General features: G+C 72.2%; 16 protein-coding genes. 9 read left to right on the top strand and 7 right to left on the bottom strand.

From position 1 onward, the window contains the following. Positions 1 to 117: 117 nt before the first annotated feature. The gene (locus ASC56_RS00995) at positions 118 to 639 is read right to left on the bottom strand and encodes a hypothetical protein (protein WP_055489184.1); all 522 of its coding nucleotides are present in this window, start codon (positions 637 to 639) and stop codon (positions 118 to 120) included. Positions 640 to 783: 144 nt separating this feature from the next. Between ASC56_RS00995 and ASC56_RS00990 the strand changes: the two genes are divergently transcribed. Beyond that, positions 784 to 1,527 carry an SOS response-associated peptidase gene (locus ASC56_RS00990; RefSeq protein WP_055489183.1) on the top strand — a complete coding sequence of 248 codons (744 nt, stop codon included), beginning with the start codon at positions 784 to 786 and terminating at the stop codon, positions 1,525 to 1,527. 98 nt (positions 1,528 to 1,625) lie between these two features. Here the strand turns inward: ASC56_RS00990 and ASC56_RS00985 are convergent, their stop codons facing one another. The 3 genes from ASC56_RS00985 to ASC56_RS00975 are packed head-to-tail and all read right to left on the bottom strand — an operon-like array spanning position 1,626 to position 4,271. Further along, positions 1,626 to 2,444, bottom strand: coding sequence for a polysaccharide deacetylase family protein (locus tag ASC56_RS00985; protein WP_063784902.1), 819 nt, complete (start codon positions 2,442 to 2,444; stop codon positions 1,626 to 1,628). 41 nt (positions 2,445 to 2,485) lie between these two features. Then, positions 2,486 to 3,412: a DMT family transporter gene (locus tag ASC56_RS00980; protein ID WP_055489182.1), complete on the bottom strand. Its 927-nt coding sequence runs from the start codon at positions 3,410 to 3,412 to the stop codon at positions 2,486 to 2,488. A 7-nt stretch (positions 3,413 to 3,419) separates the two neighbouring features. After that, positions 3,420 to 4,271, bottom strand: a complete 852-nt coding sequence (locus tag ASC56_RS00975; RefSeq protein ID WP_055489181.1) for an SDR family oxidoreductase — start codon at positions 4,269 to 4,271, stop codon at positions 3,420 to 3,422. 368 nt (positions 4,272 to 4,639) lie between these two features. Here ASC56_RS00975 and ASC56_RS00970 point away from each other — a divergent pair, with 368 nt between their 5' ends. Continuing rightward, positions 4,640 to 5,704, top strand: coding sequence for a galactosyldiacylglycerol synthase (locus tag ASC56_RS00970; RefSeq protein WP_079102253.1), 1,065 nt, complete (start codon positions 4,640 to 4,642; stop codon positions 5,702 to 5,704). Positions 5,705 to 5,810: 106 nt separating this feature from the next. Here ASC56_RS00970 and ASC56_RS00965 read toward each other — a convergent pair whose 3' ends face one another. Next, the gene (locus ASC56_RS00965) at positions 5,811 to 6,263 is read right to left on the bottom strand and encodes an SPW repeat protein (RefSeq protein ID WP_055489179.1); all 453 of its coding nucleotides are present in this window, start codon (positions 6,261 to 6,263) and stop codon (positions 5,811 to 5,813) included. A 410-nt stretch (positions 6,264 to 6,673) separates the two neighbouring features. Here ASC56_RS00965 and ASC56_RS00960 point away from each other — a divergent pair, with 410 nt between their 5' ends. Then, on the top strand, positions 6,674 to 7,792 hold the full coding sequence (locus tag ASC56_RS00960; protein WP_055489610.1) for a PP2C family protein-serine/threonine phosphatase: 1,119 nt from the start codon (positions 6,674 to 6,676) through the stop codon (positions 7,790 to 7,792). A 161-nt stretch (positions 7,793 to 7,953) separates the two neighbouring features. Here ASC56_RS00960 and ASC56_RS00955 read toward each other — a convergent pair whose 3' ends face one another. Beyond that, the gene (locus ASC56_RS00955; protein WP_079102211.1) at positions 7,954 to 8,706 is read right to left on the bottom strand and encodes an SDR family NAD(P)-dependent oxidoreductase; all 753 of its coding nucleotides are present in this window, start codon (positions 8,704 to 8,706) and stop codon (positions 7,954 to 7,956) included. Positions 8,707 to 9,230: 524 nt separating this feature from the next. Between ASC56_RS00955 and ASC56_RS00950 the strand changes: the two genes are divergently transcribed. The 6 genes from ASC56_RS00950 (at position 9,231) to ASC56_RS00925 (ending at position 17,564) form a co-directional block, all read left to right on the top strand. Further along, positions 9,231 to 10,688 carry an NAD(P)/FAD-dependent oxidoreductase gene (locus tag ASC56_RS00950; protein WP_055489178.1) on the top strand — a complete coding sequence of 486 codons (1,458 nt, stop codon included), beginning with the start codon at positions 9,231 to 9,233 and terminating at the stop codon, positions 10,686 to 10,688. A 445-nt stretch (positions 10,689 to 11,133) separates the two neighbouring features. Next, the gene (locus tag ASC56_RS00945; RefSeq protein WP_079102210.1) at positions 11,134 to 13,842 is read left to right on the top strand and encodes a SpoIIE family protein phosphatase; all 2,709 of its coding nucleotides are present in this window, start codon (positions 11,134 to 11,136) and stop codon (positions 13,840 to 13,842) included. 203 nt (positions 13,843 to 14,045) lie between these two features. Beyond that, the gene (locus ASC56_RS00940) at positions 14,046 to 14,978 is read left to right on the top strand and encodes a metal ABC transporter solute-binding protein, Zn/Mn family (RefSeq protein WP_055489177.1); all 933 of its coding nucleotides are present in this window, start codon (positions 14,046 to 14,048) and stop codon (positions 14,976 to 14,978) included. 14 nt (positions 14,979 to 14,992) lie between these two features. Then, on the top strand, positions 14,993 to 15,877 hold the full coding sequence (locus ASC56_RS00935; RefSeq protein ID WP_234376803.1) for a metal ABC transporter ATP-binding protein: 885 nt from the start codon (positions 14,993 to 14,995) through the stop codon (positions 15,875 to 15,877). Further along, positions 15,874 to 16,692, top strand: a complete 819-nt coding sequence (locus tag ASC56_RS00930) for a metal ABC transporter permease (protein ID WP_055489176.1) — start codon at positions 15,874 to 15,876, stop codon at positions 16,690 to 16,692. The genes ASC56_RS00935 and ASC56_RS00930 overlap by 4 nt, the downstream gene beginning before the upstream one ends. Next, positions 16,689 to 17,564: a metal ABC transporter permease gene (locus tag ASC56_RS00925; protein WP_055489175.1), complete on the top strand. Its 876-nt coding sequence runs from the start codon at positions 16,689 to 16,691 to the stop codon at positions 17,562 to 17,564. Before ASC56_RS00930 ends, ASC56_RS00925 begins: the two co-directional genes overlap by 4 nt. A gap of 70 nt (positions 17,565 to 17,634) precedes the next feature. Here the strand turns inward: ASC56_RS00925 and ASC56_RS00920 are convergent, their stop codons facing one another. Next, positions 17,635 to 18,063, bottom strand: a complete 429-nt coding sequence (locus ASC56_RS00920) for a (2Fe-2S) ferredoxin domain-containing protein (protein ID WP_234376802.1) — start codon at positions 18,061 to 18,063, stop codon at positions 17,635 to 17,637. Between the last annotated feature and the right edge of the window lie 127 nt (positions 18,064 to 18,190).

Below are 18,190 nucleotides of genomic sequence, written 5' to 3'. Positions count from 1 at the left end.
TGGTGACCGTGGACGCGAGCCCCAGTCCTGGAGGGCCCGTACGGGCGTGGGGTGCCCATGACCAGCAGGTCGCCGCCCTCGCTCGCGCGCAGCGCACGGATGTGCGCGGCACGTATGTCAGTGCTGGATCGCGACCTTGGCGGCGACGATCACCAGGCCGAGTACGAGATTGACGGCGCCCACGGATGCCACCGCGAGGGCGGAGGCCCCGGCCCGCCGTGCCGCGGTGCCGGCCCAGAAGACCTGCTGGGCCAGGGCGATGCCGAGTGCCAGCCAAGCCGCCCCCGCGAGTCCGAGCCGCAGGAGGGGACTGATCGCGACCGCGGTGGCCGGCAGCACGGCCGCCTGCGCGATCGGCCACTCCCGGCTGCCGACGTCACGGACCTCCGCCCAGCTCAGCGGCCTGTGCAGCAGCCGGTCGCCGACGAAGCCGGAGTAGGCGTGCGCGGCCCAGAACACCACGCCGGTGCACAGCAGGAGCAGCACGAGTTCGAGCCTCGGGTACGGCCCGAATGTGCTGGTGCCGGCGACGACGGAGGCGGCGAGGAGCGAGCCGTAGACCGCGCCCGTGTAGTTGGTCCGGGCCGTGTCGGCCGGTCGTCCCGCATCCGGGTCTTGCAGGGAGGCCTGACGTGTCACCTCTCCAGGATCAGCGCAACGGGGGCATCCTGCCTCGCGGTTCCCCGGCCGGGCGCACGGCAGGACGCGCCGGCGCGGTCGCGAGACGGAGGCCCACGGGCGGGGTCGCCCGGCAGACGTGGGTGAGCGTGGCACAGTGGCGGTATGTGCGGCCGCTACGTCTCCACCCGCAGCCCCGAGGACCTGGCCCAGCTCTTCCATGTCACCGACTGGCGCCCCCAGGAGGCGCTGGCGCCGAACTGGAACGTCGCCCCGACCGACGACGTATGGGCCGTCCTCGAACGCACCCCGCGCGGCGCGGGCCATGACGCCTCGGCGCGGCGGCAGTTGAGGACCCTGCGCTGGGGCCTGGTGCCGTCCTGGGCGAAGGACGCGAGGGCCGGCGCGAAGATGATCAACGCCCGGGTGGAGACCGTGCACGAGAAGCCCGCCTTCCGGCGCGCGTTCGCCCAGCACCGTTGCCTGCTGCCGGCCGACGGCTTCTACGAGTGGGAGCAGATCGAGGACCGCGAGTCGGGCAAGGCCCGCAAGCAGCCGTACTTCATCCATCCCACCGACGGGCAGGTACTGGCGCTCGCCGGGCTGTACGCATACTGGCGCGACCCGTCGGTCAAGCATGACGACGATCCCGCCGCGTGGCTGATGACCTGCACCATCATCACCACCGAGGCCACGGACGAAGCCGGCCGCGTCCACCCCCGTATGCCGCTCGCCCTCACCCCCGGCCACTACGACGCCTGGCTCGACCCGCGCCACCAGGACCCCGACGAACTCCGCGCGCTGCTGACCCCGCCCGCGCACGGCCACCTGGCGGCCCGGCCGGTCTCCACGGCCGTCAACAGCGTCCGCAACAACGGCCCCCACCTGCTGGAGGAAGCCACGCCGTGACGGCGGGTACGGCTTGGAGCTCCGAACAGAGTGGGAGTCCCATCAGCGAGCGTGCGTGCCAGGCGCCGCGAACCGGGCGCCCATTCTGTTCGGAGCTCTCAGGCTCGACGTGGCCGTGCGCCGCCGCAGGCGAGGGGTTCCTGGTCGGGTGCCCGCGTGCAGGGTGCCGCCGCGGCGCCCGTGCCGTGCTCGGCGAGCGGGCCGACGGACAACCCGGCCGCGCGGCAGCAGTTCACGATCCCGGGCAGCGCTCCCAGCGCGGAGTGCCAGCAGCCGGCCGCGGAGGCCCGGTCCGAGTCGTGCAGGAGAAGGGTGCCTCCGCCGCGCAGACCGGATGCCAGCGCCGCGTGTACGGAGGCGGGGGCGGCGTCGGCAGTCCAGTCCCGGCCCCAGGCGGTCCACAGCACCGGCCGCAGTCCGGCCCTCCGGGCCGCCGCCCAGCGCCCGGACGTGAGGATGCCGTACGGCGGGCGGTACCACCGCGGCCGACGGCCCGCCGCGTCGTACACCGCGTCCACCGCCCGCACCAGGTCCGCCACGTCGCGACCCGGCAAGGGCAGCCAGGGGCGGCTGTGCGTCCAGCCGTGGACGGCGAGTTCGTGCCCCCGTTCGGCTGTCTCGCGGGCCAGCGCCGGATGCCGTTCGACACTCTCACCCAGTACGAAGAAGGTCGCCCGCACACCCAGGCCGTCCAGCGCGTCCAGGAAGCGCGGTGTGGACCTCGGATCGGGGCCGTCGTCGAACGTGAGAGCGATGTGATCGCGGCGGCCCACGCCGGCGAGCCCCGGGAAGAAGCGGCGCCTGAGGCCCGGCAGCCAGGTGGCGGCCGGACCCATGTGCGCGGCGGCCACCGCGGCGAACGGCACCAGTGCCACCGCCGCGCGCCGGGCGGGGGAATGGGCGTGTGGAAGAGACATCGGCAACGCGCCTCCTTGCGGTCCTGGGCTCGGGTACCGGTTCACGATCTCTGCGGCGCCGGTTCCTGGGTGCCGGGGTCGGATCCGTTCCGCCCTCCGGGCGCCGCGTCCCACGTACCGCCGACCGACACGGCACTCGCCAGACCGATGCTTCCCGCCCCGATGAGCACGATCCCGGCCACTTCGGGCACCACCTGAACCCCGAGGGCGATGTGCTCGTCGAACAGCGCCCATCCCAGCGCCACGCTGGTCACCGCGTCACCGAGGGTGAGAGCGGGCTGGGACGCCGTCAGGCTCCCGGCGCGGAACGCGCTCTGCAGCAGCAGGAAGCCGACCACTCCCATGGTGACGGCGGCATACGGCGGCCACTGCGTGAGCACGGTGGCCACACCCTGCGTGAGCCTGCCCATCACCTCCTTCATCAGCGCGGCCGTGGCGGCGAACGACACCGCGGACGACAGCCCGAGCAGCGCGGCGCGCGACCCGCCCCTCACCACCCGGGCCAGGACGATCAGCAGGGTGACGGCGCACAGCACCGCCGCTGCCGCCGCGGGCCAGCGCCCGGGCAGCGCCGTGGGCCGGCCGGAGGAGGGCGCGGCCACGCCCAGGAAGAGAGCCAGACCGACGGCCAGGGCCGTGAACGCCAGCCAGGTGCGACGGTTCGGACGGCGGTGGAAGACCACGCTGCCGACGGCCAGGGTGAACAGAAGTTCACTGGCCAGCAGGGGCTGTACGACGGACAGGTTCCCCACGGCCAGCGCGGACGCCTGCAACACGGTCGACAGCGCGAGCAGGCCGGCACCCGCCAGCCAGTACGGTCGGCGCAGCACACGGCCGAGCCACCGCATCGCCTGGCGCGCCCCGCGGCCGCCTTCGGCTTCGTCCGTGGCCGCCCGCCGCTGCAGGACGGAGGCCGAGGCGTTGCCGAGCGCCGCGAGCAGGGCGAGCCCGACGGTGAGGGCGCTCAACCGTCACTCATCCGAACCTGGCGGCGAGACACCGGTAGAGGGCCGGCGCCGCGCCGCGCACCCGCGCGGGCAGGCGCAGCCAGCCGGGGACGTAGACCTCGTCCCTGCCCCGGGAGACGGCGGACCAGACGGCGTCCGCCACCCGCTCGGGCGGGACCGGTGTCGGCCGCGACCGTCGGTAGGGCACGCCCCGGCGTTCGAAGAACGGAGTGTCCACCACACCGGGGACCACATGGGTGACGCCGACGCCGGTGCCGCGCAGTTCGTACCGCAAGGCGTCGGCGTACGTCGCGAGCGCGGCCTTGGCGGCGGAGTAGACGGCCTCGCCGCGCACGCCGACCGTGCCCGCCAGGGATCCGATGATCACTACACGTCCCGAGCCGGCTTCCACCATCCGGGGGAGCAGGTGCCGTACCAGGTGCATCGTGGCGAGCACATCGACGTCGATGACTTCGTCGATGGCGCGTGCGGGCATGCTGCTGAAGTCACCCGCCCAGCCGATACCGGCGCAGGCCACCAGCAGGTCCACCCGGCCGAGGTGGTCGAGGGCGAACTCGGCCAGCTGCCGGGTCTCAGCCTGCCGGGTGAGATCCGCGGGGAAGACGGTGGCCGGTGCCCGGTCGGCGACGCGCGCCAGCCGTGCCGCGTCACGCCCGTTCAGCACCAGGCGCCAGCCGCCCTCGGCGGCCAGACGACGCGCAACGGCGGCCCCGATGCCCGAGGAGGCGCCGGTCACCAGTGCCGTGCCCCGGGGGGCCGACGGGTCCCCGGTACGCCGACGCACGGGGAGGGCGGCCGGAGACGGCGCGTCCACGGACGGGGCGGGGGCGGATCGAGCACGGGAGGGAGCTTGAGACATGTCGGCTGACCTCGGCTGCGACGGCGAACACCGGACGGGCGGGTGAGGGCGAGGCTCCTGGGGCCGGACGGACGAGGCGAACGGGTGTATCCCGCTCGTCACGCTCCGAAACCAGGAACGCGTGGACGGGTTTGTACAGCACAGCAAGGGACAATCGGTACCAGTGCGTACATTTTCCCCTGCGTCTCGGCGCCAGGCGACGCGAGCGATCGGGAGGCCTGGCGGGATGGACCGTGGCCCGCGCGGTTCGGTCGCCGCGTCCGGGCCGCTCCTGTCGGCCGCCGGCGGCGTCGTGAGTCATGGCTGAGGCTGTCGGTCCCGCCCCACGGTCCACGAACGGGCGGCGGCTGCTGATCATCAGCGCGAGCATGGGGTCCGGACACGACACGGTGGCCGTCGAGCTGGAGCGCCGCGCCAGGGAGCGCGGTCATGAGGCGCACGTGGCGGACGTCCTCCACCTGCTGCCGTACGGCCTGGGTTCGGGCCTTCGGCGCAGCTATCAGGCCTCGGTACGGCACTTCCCCTGGGCGTACGCCGCCCTCTACGACACGCTGCTGCGGCGCGGGGGCGGCCGTCGTCCGAGCGGTGTGCCGCTGGCCGGCCTCGCGGGCCAGCGCCTGACGGAACTGGTGGAGCGGACCGGTGCGGATGTCGTCGTCCCCGTCTTCCACCTCGGTGCGCAGCTGACCGGGCATCTCAGGTCCCGAGGGCGACTGGAGGTGCCGAGCGCCGTGTTCCTGATCGACTTCGCCGTCCACCGGCAGTGGCTCCACCCGGGGAACGACAGGTACTTCTGCCTCACGGACGAAGCCGTGCGTGAGGTGCGCCAGGACATCGACGCACCCGCCGAAGCCACCGGCCCGGTCGTGGCACCCAGGTTCTTCGCCCCGGCCCCCGGGGCGCCGCAGTGGTCACGGTCCTTCACCCGGCGCGCTCCCGGGCGCCCCCCTGTCCTGCTCTCCGCCGGTGCCTGGGGAGCGGGATCCCGCCTTGCCGCGACGGCCGGGCTGCTGACCGCCCACGGATACCTCCCGGTCGTGCTGTGCGGCCGCAACACACGGCTACGCGGGCGCCTGTCCCAGCTCCCGGGTGTCCTCGCACTCGGCTGGATCGCCGATATGCCCGGCCTCATGCACGTGGCCGGCGCGCTCGTGGACAACGCCGCGGGGCAGACCGCCGTACAGGCCCTGGCCGTGGGGCTCCCGGTGGTGGGGTACCGCCCCCTGCCCGGCCATGGCGCGGAGGGCGTACGTCGGATGGCCGCGTTGGGCGTCTCGGACCTGGCCACGGACGAGGCCGGCCTGCTCGGCTCGCTGGATCGGCTCACGGCGGCGGGTCCCGACCGGGAACGACGCATCGCTCACGGGCGGACGCTCTTCCGCGGTGACGTCCTGTCACGGGTACTGGAGTTCCTCGAGGCGGCTGTCGCGTGAACCATCGGCCCCTGACACCGGGGGCGAATGCCTTCCGCCCGTTGGGGTCGGGGCGGCCGGGAGGTGCCGTGCCCGCGGGCGGACCCGGGCACGACACACTCTCGCCTCACCGAGGGGCGCGGCGGGTGACCCCGATGGTCAGACCCATCGCGGCCAGTCCCAGCAGCATGGTCACCGCGCCCACGACGCAGTTGTTCCAGATGATGCCGGCTCGTGCGCCGTGCGTGGCGGTGACCACCCAGGGGGAGATCAGGAGCCACACACCGAGCGGTGCCACCACCCAGGCCAGGCGGAACATGGCCTCCGGGGCCGTGGTCAGACCGAGCCCGATCAGACCGACGGTGATGCCGACGATCAGGTTGTTGACGGTGATGTTGGGCTCGGCCGCCGAGAAGTGCAGGACCCAGGGTGATATCGCGGCGTAGACGCCCGCCAGGACGAGCAGTCCTTCGATGACGATCGCCCCGTTGCTGGCCGCCGTACGTTCGAGCCGCTCCCGTATCTCTGACATTTCGGGATGCGCCGCCATTCCACCAGTGGAGCGTTGCGGATACGACATCGCTGCCGTCTCCTCTCCGTGAGGGGGAGTTGCGTACGTATGGCAAATTCCCCGATTTGGGTCATTTATCCAAAACATCACATGTGTCGACGCCGTCCCGGGGGAGTTCTGGCAGAGATGGTGCCCGGCGTGAGCGCCTCGGCCACCGAAGCCCGGCATCCATCCTCAAAGGTCCCCACGTCGTAGGATTGCCGCAAAGATCCTGACATGCCCTTGCCGGAGCCATGGTCGGGTTGAGCCGTTGAGCCGCATCGGGGCCCGGTTGCCCTGATCAAGCCCTGCCAGGAGATCTCGTGTACAGGCCGCGTGAGTGGATGCACCGGAAACGGCGCGGCCGCCCCGAAGCCGAAGGCCGCCGTGCGGCGCAGTACGAGGGCGCGGGCCTGCAAGTGCCCGCACCACCCGTATGGATGCGCTGGCTGCCGGCCATCTACGTCGCGGTGATCCTGGTGATCGAACCGATCACACCCGTGCAGTGGCCGGTGAGCTTCCTGCTCATCGCCCTCCCCGTGGTCGCCGCCTACGCCCACGGACCCGCCACCGTCGCCGCCATCACGGTCTTCGCCGTCGGGTTCGAAGCGATCCTGGCCGGCACTCCGTGCTGTGCGGGCCGCTCCGTGGGCTATGTGGGGGACCGCCACTACGTGGCCACCTACATCTCCACCACGCTGGTCGGCGTCCTCGGCGCGATTCTGGCCGCCCACCGCATGCGCCGGGAACGCACCCTCGCCACCGTGCGCTCCGTGGCGGAGACCGCGCAGCGCGTGCTGCTGCGCCCGGTGCCCCACCGCCTCGGCCAGGTGTGCGTGGAAACCCTCTATCTGTCCGCCGCCGCGGAGGCACGCATCGGCGGCGACCTGTACGAGGCGGTGCCCACCGCGTACGGAGTCCGCCTGCTCATCGGCGACGTCCGGGGCAAAGGCCTGGTCGCGGTGGAGACGGCCGCGACGATGCTCGGCGCCTTCCGCGAGGCCGCCCACGACGAGCCCGATCTGGCCGCGGTGGCGCGCCGCGTCGAGAGGAGCATGACCCGCAGAGCCGCGCAGCTTCCCGGCAGCGAGGTGGCGGAACGCTTCGTCACCGCCGTGTTCGCCGAGATCCCCGACAAGGCACCCGTGGTCCGCATCGTCAACTGCGGCCACCCGCCGCCCCTGCTCATCGGCCGGGACGGGACGGTCACCGAGCTGAACTCGACCGATCCCTCGCTGCCCCTCAACCTCGGCGTTCTGTTCGGGGACGAGTACCACGCGGACGAGCGGCCCTTCCGCCCCGGCGACCTCCTGCTGCTCTACACGGACGGCGTGACCGAGACCCGTGACCGCACGGGTGAGTTCTACCCGCTCCCCGAGCGGGTCCGGCAATGGGCCGCCCTGCCACCTCGGGAACTCCTCGACCACCTGCACGAGGATCTGCTCGCCTACAGTGGCGCGCGCCTCTACGACGACACGGCCGCCCTCGCCGCCTGCCGTCTCCCGAGTGACACGGGGGGCCGGTGCGAGACGGCCGACGGGGACTGCCCGGCGGAGTGACGCCCGCATCCACACGGTGCCGCGCCGCAGATACGGGCAGGCGCACGTCGACTCCCTGCTCCGACACCGCCTGACGAAGGATCCGGAGCATGGCGGGACGGCAACTCCGCGAGCCTTGCCGGGCGCCCTCGCGATCGGAGGGCGCACGGCAAGGCTCCGGGTCAGACGGCCGTACGGCCGCCGTCCACGGGCACCACCGCGCCCTGGACGAAGCTCGCCGCGTCGCTCACCAGGTAGGCGATCGCCTCGGCGATCTCCTCCGGTGCACCCGGCCGGCCGGCCGGGGCCTCGGCCGCCAGGGCGTCGAGAGCGTCGCCCGTGCCGGCGGTGCCTTCCGTGCGGGTCGGGCCGGGCTCCACTGCGTTGACCCGGACCCCGCGCGGCCCGAACTCGGCGGCCCACGCCTTGGTGAGCAGGTTCAGCGCCGCCTTGCTGGACCCGTACAGCGCCATTCCGACGACGCCGTACTCGGCGACCATGGTGCTGACGTTGACGATCGCTCCCTGGCCGCGCTCGGCCATGGCCGGTGCGAGCGCCGCGACCAGATGGAACGGGGCCTTCACATTCACGTCGTAGACGGCGTCCAGGTCGCTCTGTGACGTCTGCGGCGTCGGCCCGAACGGGTAGATGCCCGCGTTGTTGACCAGGATGTCCACCCGGCCGCCGCCCAGGTCGACGGCCTCCCGCGCCAGCTGCCGCGTGGACTGCGCCGTGCGCAGGTCGGCGGCGACGAAGTCGGCCTTGCCGCTCCGGTCACGGATGGCGGCGACCACGGCGTCACCGCGGGACCGGTCCCGGCCCGCGACCAGCACGTGCGCACCCCGCTCGGCGAGCAGCGCCGCCGTGGCGGCGCCGATGCCGCTGGTCGCCCCGGTCACCAGGGCCACGCGTCCGGCCAGATCAAGAGAACTCATGAGGTCGTCCTTCGTATCGGAAATGAGAGCGCAACGGGATTGCGGCCGTGCCGCGCCCGCTGTCGCATCACCTCGTTCGTGAGCTGACATGCGTCGAAAGCGAACGGCGTCGCCGGGGATTCCGTTTTCCTCATCGGCGGCTTCGAGAGCCGCCATAAGAGCTCCGAACGAAATGGGAGTCCGATCACGCGATCGCACGCACCAGACGCCGCGAGTGGTGGCGGGGTGCCGGTCAGGGCGCGCGTGCGCCCAAAAGAGGCGCTTATAACCGCTCTTCGAGAGCCGTATGGCCGGGATGCCGCGGCCGGCACACGCCGCACGGTTACATGACCCGGGAAGGGCACGGACGTGTTTCCGCCGCATGCGGGCGGGAGGAATTCCTGCCGTCTTCCGGCAAGGAGTTCATACCCGAAAGCGCGCACCCGGGAACGCCGACCACTGGAGTCCGCCATGTCACGGCTTCCCCGGAGCCAGTTCACCGGGGGCGCCTGATGACCGGCCCCGATCGTGATGCGAGAGAGAGAATGAGCGAAACACGCGAAAGCCAGGGAAGCGCCACCTATGACGTGGTCGTGCTGGGCGCCGGTCCGGTCGGCCAGAACGTCGCCGAGCACGCCCGCGCCGCCGGCCTCACCGTAGCCGTCGTGGAGCGCGAACTCGTCGGCGGCGAATGCTCCTACTGGGCCTGCGTCCCCAGCAAGGCGCTGCTGCGGCCGGTCATCGCCGTCGCCGACGCCTGCCGGGTGGACGGCGCCCGGCAGGCCGTCACCGGCCGCCTCGACACGGACCGGGTCTTCTCGCGCCGCAACCACTACGTCACCGACTGGGACGACAGCGGCCAGGCCCGGTGGGTCAAGTCCATCGGCGCCGACCTGTACCGCGGCCACGGCAGGATCGACGGTCCCCGCCGTGTCACGGTCACCAGACAGGACGGGGCACGCCACACCCTCACCGCGCGGCATGCGGTGGCCGTCGCCACCGGGAGCCGGCCGGCCCTGCCGGACATCCCGGGCATGGAGGAGGCCCGCCCCTGGACGAACCGGCACGGCACCGACTCCAGCACCGTGCCCGGCCGGCTCGCCATCGTCGGCGGCGGCGGGGTCGGGGTCGAGATGGCCACCCTCTGGCAGGGCCTCGGCTCCCAGGTCACCCTGCTGGCCCGGCGCCACCTGGTCCCCCGTATGGAATCCTTCGCGGGAGACCTGGTCGCCCGTGGCCTGACCGAGGCGGGCGTGGACGTGCGGATCGGCGCACAGGTGACCGCCCTGCGCCGACCGGACCCACAACGCCCCGTCACCCTCGTCCTCGGCGACGGCAGCGAACTGGAGGCGGACGAGGTCATGTTCGCCACCGGCCGGCTCCCCAACACCGACGACATCGGCCTGGACACGGTCGGGCTCACTCCGGGCTCCTGGCTGGACGTGGACACCACCTGCCTGGTTCGCGGCGTGGACGGCCAGTGGCTGTACGCCCTCGGCGACGTCAACCACCGCGCGCTCCTCACCCACCAGGGCAAGTACCAGGGCCGGACCGCGGGCGACGCCATCGGCGCCCGTGCCGCGGGTCTGCCGGTCGACGACGCCCCGTGGGGCGATCACGCCACCACCGCCGACCAGCACGCCGTACCCCAGGTCTTCTTCACCGACCCCGAGGCGGCCGCGGTGGGCCTGACCGCCGATCAGGCGGCCCGGGCCGGGCACCGGGTCACGACCGTCGACGTCGACTTCGACGCCGCCCAGGGCGCGAACCTGTACGCCGACGGCTACCAGGGCCACGCCCGGCTGGTGGTCGACCTCGACCGGGAAGTGCTGCTCGGCGTGACCTTCGTCGGCCCGGGGGTCAGCGAACTGCTGCACTCGGCGACCGTCGCGGTCGCCGGCGAGGTCCCGCTCAAGCGGTTGAGGCACGCGGTCGCCTGTTTCCCGACCGTCAGCGAGATCTGGCTCTTCCTCCTCGCGGCCTACCGGCGCGAACGCGACTGACCGCCGACCACCGCGCCGCCGCATCAGACCGGCCTTCTTCCGCTCGACCGCACGGTCGTCGCGGCGCAGGAAGCCGGCCGGGAGTCGCGGAGGGCGGGGTCGCCCACCGGAGCCGAGCAGCGCACCTCCGACCCAGACGGCGGGTGAGGTCGTCCTCCGCGATCAGGTCGGGGTCGACCTCGCCCACTCGGGCCACGCGGACCGGCGCGGCACCGTCCGGAGCGCCGAAGGAGGCACCGTGCCGGACGCGACCATCTCGTTTCCCGAGGCGCATCCACGGCCGACACCCCAGCGGCCGCCGCCGATGCCGTGGCCACCGGCCGCAGAGCGTTCGTGCCCTCGAAATAGTGGCCGATGTGCACTGATGACGCAGAAGGACGGTCCGTGGAGATCGTCCGAAGGGCCCCGCCATGGCCCTGTGGGATCACTGTGCTAGAAATGTTCCATGGCGAACCCTTTCGCCAGACTTCGGCGCATATCACTGCGGTCGCTGGCTGGAAAGAGCCCGCGAAGCGTTGCCGGGCAGGTGTTCGTGCTGCAGGTGGCGCTGGTGGTGCTGCTCGTCGCCGGCGCCGTCTTCGCCCTCGTCCTGCAGTCGGAGCGGGACACCAGTGCCGAGGCCAAACGCCGCTCCATAGCCGTCGCACAGACCTTCGCGCACGCTCCCGGCATCCTGGCGGCGCTGCAGACCCCCGAGCCGTCGAAGGAGCTCCAACCGCTCACAGAGGCCGGGCGCAAGGCCGCGGGTGTCGACTTCATCGTGGTGATGGACACCAAGGGCATCCGCTACACCCACCCCATCCCCGGGCGGATCGGGAAGCGGTTCGTGGGGAACATCGGGCCGTCGCTGGCGGGAAACGTCTACACGGAGAGCGTCCACGGCCCGCTCGGCCACGAGGTACAGGCCACCGTCCCCATCAAGAACGGCGGCGGCAAGGTGGTCGCGCTCGTCTCCGCCGGGATGAAGGTCAAGAACGTCAGCACCCAGGTGAACCGGCAGATACCGATCATCCTGGCCGCCGGGGCGGGAGCGCTCGCCGTGTCCACCGGCGGGACGGCCCTGGTGGGCAGGCGTCTGCAACGCCAGACCCACCGCCTCGCCCCCGACGAGATGACCCGCATGTACGACCACCACGACGCGGTGCTGCACTCGGTGCGCGAAGGCGTGCTCATCGTCGGGGGCGACGGGCGGCTGCTCCTGGCGAACGACGAGGCCAGACGGCTGCTGGAGCTGCCCCCGGACGCCGAGGGGCGGCCGGTGACACAGCTGTCGGGCCTCGACCCCGAGACGGTGGCGCTACTCGTCTCCGGGCGCGAGGCCACCGACGAGGTGCACTTCGCCGGGGAACGGCTTCTCGCGGTCAACCAGCGGCCCACCGACCGCGACGGAGGCCCCAAGGGAAGCGTGGTGACGCTGCGCGACTCCACCGAGCTGCAGGTGATCTCCGGCAGGGCCGAGGTCGCACGCGAGCGGCTCAAGCTGCTGTACGACGCCGGACTGAGCGTCGGAACCACCCTCGACGTGGGCCGTACCGCCGAGGAACTGGCGCAGGTCGCCGTGCCTCGCTTCGCCGACTTCGTCACCGTGGACCTGGCCGACGCCGTGCTGCACGGCGAGGAGCCCGCTCGCACCGCGACGGACCTGCGTCGCACCGCCGTCTGTGGCGTCCGGGACGACCATCCGCTCTACGAGAAGGGCCGGCTGATCGACTTCCTGCCGTCCACGCCCCAGGCGCGTGGCTTCGGCACCGGCCGCTCCGAGCTGGTGACCGATCTGTCGACCGCCACCGGCTGGCAGGCGCAGGACCCCGAGCGCACCAAGAAGATCTTGGACTACGGCATCCACTCGCTCATCGCCGCCCCCATCCAGGCCGGCGGTGTGGTGCTGGGCATGGCCAACTTCTGGCGCTCCAAGCAGCACAACGCCTTCGACGAGGAGGAGCTGTCCCTGGCGGAGGAGCTGGTGGCCCGCGCCGCGGTCAGCATCGACAACGCCCGCCGGTACACCCGTGAGCACGCCCTGGCGGTGACCCTCCAGCGCAGCCTGCTGCCGCGGGCCCTGCCCGAGCAGAGCGCCTTCGACGTCTGCTACCGCTACCTGCCCGCCCAGTCGGGCGTGAGCGGAGACTGGTTCGACGTGATTCCCCTGTCCGGGAGCCGGGTGGCGCTGGCCGTCGGCGACGTGGTCGGACACGGGCTCCACGCGGCCGCCACGATGGGGCGACTGCGGACCGCCGTGCACAACTTCTCCACGCTCGACCTGCCGCCCGACGAGCTGCTGAGTCATCTGGACGACCTGGTCGGCCGCATCGACCAGGACGAGGCGAGCTCGGATGCGGACGCGGGCGTCGTGGGTGCCACCTGTCTGTACGCGATCTACGACCCCGTCACACGCCGCTGCGCCATGGCGGCGGCCGGGCACTTGGCGCCCGCGGTGGTCCATCCCGACGGAAGCGTGAACTACCCCGATCTGCCGACCGGGCCGCCGCTCGGCCTGGGCGGCATGCCGTTCCAGACGGAGGAGGTGGAACTCGCGGAGGGTACCCAGCTCGTCCTCTACACCGACGGCCTCATCGAGGACCGCAGACGCGACCTGGACGTGGGGATGGAACTGCTGCGCGATGCCCTTGCGGGACACCCGGACCGGGGGCCGGAGGACAGCTGCCGGGCCGTGCTGGAAGACCTGCTGCCCGAGCGGCCCAAGGACGACGTCGCCCTGCTCATCGCACGCACCCGGGCGCTGTCGCCGGACCGTGTCGCCGACTGGGACGTACCGCTCGACCCGGCCGCCGTCGGCGCGATGCGCGTCGCCGTGTCCGACAAGCTGGACGAGTGGGGCCTGTCGGAGCTCGGCTTCGTCATGGAACTCGTCCTGAGCGAGCTCGTCACCAACGCCATCCGTTACGGCTCCGAGCCGATCCATGTGCGGCTGATCCGCGACCGCACGCTGATCTGCGAGGTGGCCGACGGCAGCAGCACCTCGCCGCATCTGCGGTACGCGACCACGACCGACGAGGGAGGGCGGGGCCTGTTCCTGGTGTCGCAGATGGCCGAGCGCTGGGGCACCCGGTACACGCCCCAGGGCAAGGTGATCTGGGCCGAGCAGACGCTTCCGGAGGGCAGCCGGGAGCCCGCAGGGCACGTGGGGGGCTGACTCCGAACCACGATCCGCACGGCTTCCGACCGACCGGACGCGGCCCAGCTCGCTGGGTCCCGCGTCAAGAAGCGGCAATGGTTTTCAGTAAGCGGCGCCTAGATATGGTTTTGAAAATCATGTTCATTTAGGCTGTGGGTGTCCGACGCCAGTGCCCGGCGCGCCGAGAGCGGCCCGGCACACTTCCAGAAGGAGACCCCGCCATGCGCCCCGCCCTGTCCCGCCGTACCTGCTATGCCCTCGCGGCCGTTCTGCTGGGCAGCGGTGCGAGCGCCTGCTCGACGAAGGCGTCCTCACAGACCGCGAAGTCGTCGGACGGCCCGATCCGGGTGGTGGCCGCGGAGAACTTCTGGGGCTCCATCGCCCAACAGCTGGGCGGCAGCCGGGTATCCGTCAAGAGCGTCATCACGAACCCGAACTCCGACCCCCACGCCTACGAGCCGACCGCGGCCGACGGCCGTACGGTGGCCACCGCGCGGTACGCGATCGTCAACGGAATCGGCTACGACGCCTGGGCCGACAAGCTGTTGTCTGCCAACCCCGGTTCGGACCGCGTCGACCTGAAGGTCGGCGACCTGGTCGGTATCAAGCCCGGCGGCAACCCCCACCGCTGGTACTCCCCGGACGATGTGCACAAGGTCATCGAGAGGATCACCGCCGACTACAAGAAGATCGACCCGGGGCACGCCGCGTACTTCGACACACGCAGGAAGAGCTTCGAGGACACGACCCTGGCCGCCTACAACGACCTGATGTCGAGCATCAGGAAGACCTATGCCGGTACACCCATCGGTGCCTCGGAGTCCATCGTCACCCCACTGTCCGACGGGCTCGGCCTGAAGATGCTCACCCCGGCCTCCTTCCTGGAGGCGATCAGCGAGGGCACCGATCCGACGGCCGGGGACAAGGCCACCATCGACCGGCAGCTCCAGGACAAGAAGATCAAGATCTACGTCTACAACAGCCAGAACTCCACACCGGACGTGCAGGCTCAGGTGAGGGAAGCGAAGGCCAAGGGCATTCCGGTGGCCACCGTCACCGAGACGCTCACGCCGGCCGGAGCCTCGTTCCAGGACTGGCAGGTACGACAGTTGCGCGAGCTGAAGAAGGCGTTGGCCGAGGCGATGGGCAAGTGATGGTGTCCAAGGCCGTGCGTCCCCGAGTCCCCGCGGCCCAAGTCCCCGAGCCGCGGTCGGAGTCCGACCGGTCCCAGACGCCGGTCGTCTCCCTGCGGCGAGCCTCCGCCCGCGTGGGCGGCCGCACCCTGTGGTCGGACGTGGATCTCGACCTCGGCGCGGGCGAGTTCGTGGCCGTGCTCGGCCCGAACGGAGTCGGCAAGTCCACCCTGGTGAAGATGCTGCTCGGCACGGTGGCGCCGGCCAGCGGCGAGGTGCGGGTGCTGGGGGAGCAGCCGGGCCGGGCCGGCGACCGCGTCGGCTATCTGCCACAGCGCCGCAGCTTCGACACCTCGTTGCGGATCCGCGGCATCGACGTCGTACGGCTCGGTCTGGACGGCGACCGGTGGGGCGTCCCCCTCCCATGGCCCGCTCGCCTCAGCGCGCGACGACGACAGCAGCGGGACCGGCTCACCGACGTCATCGAACTCGTCGACGCGTCCGGCTATGCCCACCGGCCGATCGGCGCCTGCTCCGGCGGCGAGCAGCAGCGGCTGCTGATCGCCCAAGCACTCGTACGACAGCCGCAGTTGCTGCTCCTCGACGAACCGCTCGACAGCCTCGACCTGTCCCACCAGGGTGCCGTGGCGGCGCTCGTCGGCCGGATCTGCCGCGAGCGGCGAATGAGCGTCGTCATGGTCGCCCACGACGTCAACCCGATCCTGCCCTGGCTGGACCGCGTCGTGTACATCGCCGAGGGCGGAGTCGCCGCGGGGCGGCCCGAAGAGGTCATCACGACGCAGACGTTGACGCGGCTGTACGGCGTCCCGGTCGAGGTGCTGCGCGCCGGCGACGGCCGACTGGTCGTGGTGGGCGCCCCCGAACCACCCGCCCGTCACAGCGATCGGCACGCCTCGTGAGCGTCATCCGGGAACTGTGGTCGTTCCCGTTCATGGTCAACGCCTTCCGTGCGGGCACGATCGTGGCCGTGGTGGCAGCCGCCATGGGCTGGTTCATGGTGCTGCGCCGGCAGAGCTTCGCGGGACACACCCTCGCCACGGTCGGCTTCCCGGGCGCCGCCCTCGCCACGCTGCTCGGCATCGGCACGCTCGTCGGATACTTCACGTTCTGCGTGGTCGCGGCCCTCGTCCTGACCACCGTGCCCCGGCGGCAGGCGGGGCAGGACGCGGCGCTCACCGGCACCGTCCAGGCGTTCCTGCTCGCCTGCGGCTATCTCTTCGTCGCTCTGTACAGGGGCTTCCTCGGTGGGGTCGACTCCCTCCTGTTCGGCAGCTTCCTGGGCATCACCGACGTCCAGGTGGTCGTGCTCGGCCTGGTCGCCGCCGCGGCGCTGGGCGTGCTGGCGGTGATCGGGCGGCCACTGCTGTTCGCCTCGGTCGACGCCGAAGTCGCCGCAGCGCGCGGGGTTCCCGTCCGGGTACTGTCGTGCCTGTTCCTGGTGCTGCTGGGGGTGGCCACCGCGTGCGCGGGCCAGATCACGGGGGCGCTGCTGGTGTTCGCCCTGCTGGTGATGCCGGCGGCGAGCGCCCAACTGCTGACGGCACGGCCGCTGGTGAGCCTGGCGGCAACCGTGCTGATCGCCGTCGCGGTCACCTGGGGCGCGCTCGTGGCGGCGTACTACTCGCCGTATCCGATCGGGTTCTACGTGACGAGCTTCGCCTTCGCCGTCTACGTCGTGGTCCGGCTCGGCCGGGTGGTCAGGAGTGTCCTGTGAGCGCGTTCGAGCACCCCTTCTTCGTGCACGCCCTCATCGCGGGAACCGGGATCGCGCCGGCGGCGGGACTCGTGGGCTACTTCCTGGTGCTGCGGGCCCAGGTCTTCACCGGCGACGCGCTCGGCCATGTCGCGTTCACCGGGTCGCTGGCCGCACTGGCCGCCGGTGTCGATCTGCGCCTCGGACTGTTCACGGCCACCGTCGTGGTGGCGGTGGTGATCGGGTCGCTCGGGCGCCGGGGGAGGGCCGACGACGTGGCCATCGGCGGCGTCTTCTCCTGGCTGCTGGGCCTGGGCGCCTTCTTCCTCACCCTGTACACGACCTCGCGCAGCGCCGCACACGGCACCGCGGGGGTGAGCGTGTTGTTCGGGTCCGTCTTCGGCCTGTCGAGCGGGCAGGCGTGGACCGCCGCCGCGGTGGCCGCAGCCCTCTGTGCTGCCGTGCTGGTGCTGGGCCGGCCCCTGCTGTTCGCGTCCGTGGACGAGGCGGTGGCCGCCGCGCGAGGGGTACCGGTACGGACGGTGGGCATCGCCTTCCTGGTCCTCGTCGGCGTCTGCGCGGCCGAGGCCACCCAGGCCGTCGGCTCCCTGCTGCTCCTCGGCCTCCTCGCCGCCCCGGCCGGAGCCGCGCACCGGCTCACCGACCGCCCTTACCGCGCCCTGCCGCTGTCGGCCGGGCTCGCGGTCGCCGAACTGTGGACCGGACTCGTGCTCAGCTACGCGGTTCCCGCACTGCCGCCCAGCTTCGCCATCATGGCGACGGCAACCGCGGTGTACGCGGCGACTCTCGCCTGGACGTCGGGCGTACGGCATCGACCGCGCCCGGCAACGGCGTTGACGCCCCGAGACAGCATCGGCCTCCGGCCCCGGTGACCGATCACCGGCCTCGGCTCCTGCGTCGACGGGCCGAGCGGCGGCGACGGCCCGGCCGTCGCCGTTGCCGTCACCCGCGTGCCCGGGCGCGGGCCTCGCGCGGTGGGCGAATGAACTGCAACGAGAGCGTGGCAGGCGGCTCGGCGACGCCCGGGCCGCCCGCCGACACCCACCGCAGCAGGTCGTCCGTGCAGTCGTCGTCCATCGCGAAGCCGATCCAGACGGCCCGGGCCCCGGCCCGGCGCCCGGCGGCCGAGGGCTGGACGACGATGACGTTGGCCTGGTCGCAGGGGCCGAGACAGTCCGTCGTACGGACGGTGAACCGACCACCGGAGTCCTTCGCGGCGGCCCGCAGCCGGTCGAGTTGCCACGCGTGGTCGGTGCCGGGGAACTTGCGCGGGTTGCCACAGCAGCAGCCCCGGCACACCACGAGCGTGCAGGGCCGGTGCGCGGCCCGTATCACGGAGTTCACAGCGCCGCCCGAGAGCGCACGCGGCACGTCGGCACCTGGCCTTGGCGGGGCGATGGACCGGGGCGGACCGGCGCTGCGACCCCCGAGCCGACAGGGGCGTGGACCGTCGTCTTCGTACCCTCGGACTGGGCCGGTCCACCTGCCCCCTGGGCCC

Source organism: Streptomyces sp. TP-A0356, assembly GCF_001417775.1.
Lineage (GTDB): Bacteria > Actinomycetota > Actinomycetes > Streptomycetales > Streptomycetaceae > Streptomyces.
The sequence above is the reverse complement of the archived record's forward strand: the minus strand, read 5'-3'. Positions and strand labels throughout refer to the sequence as shown.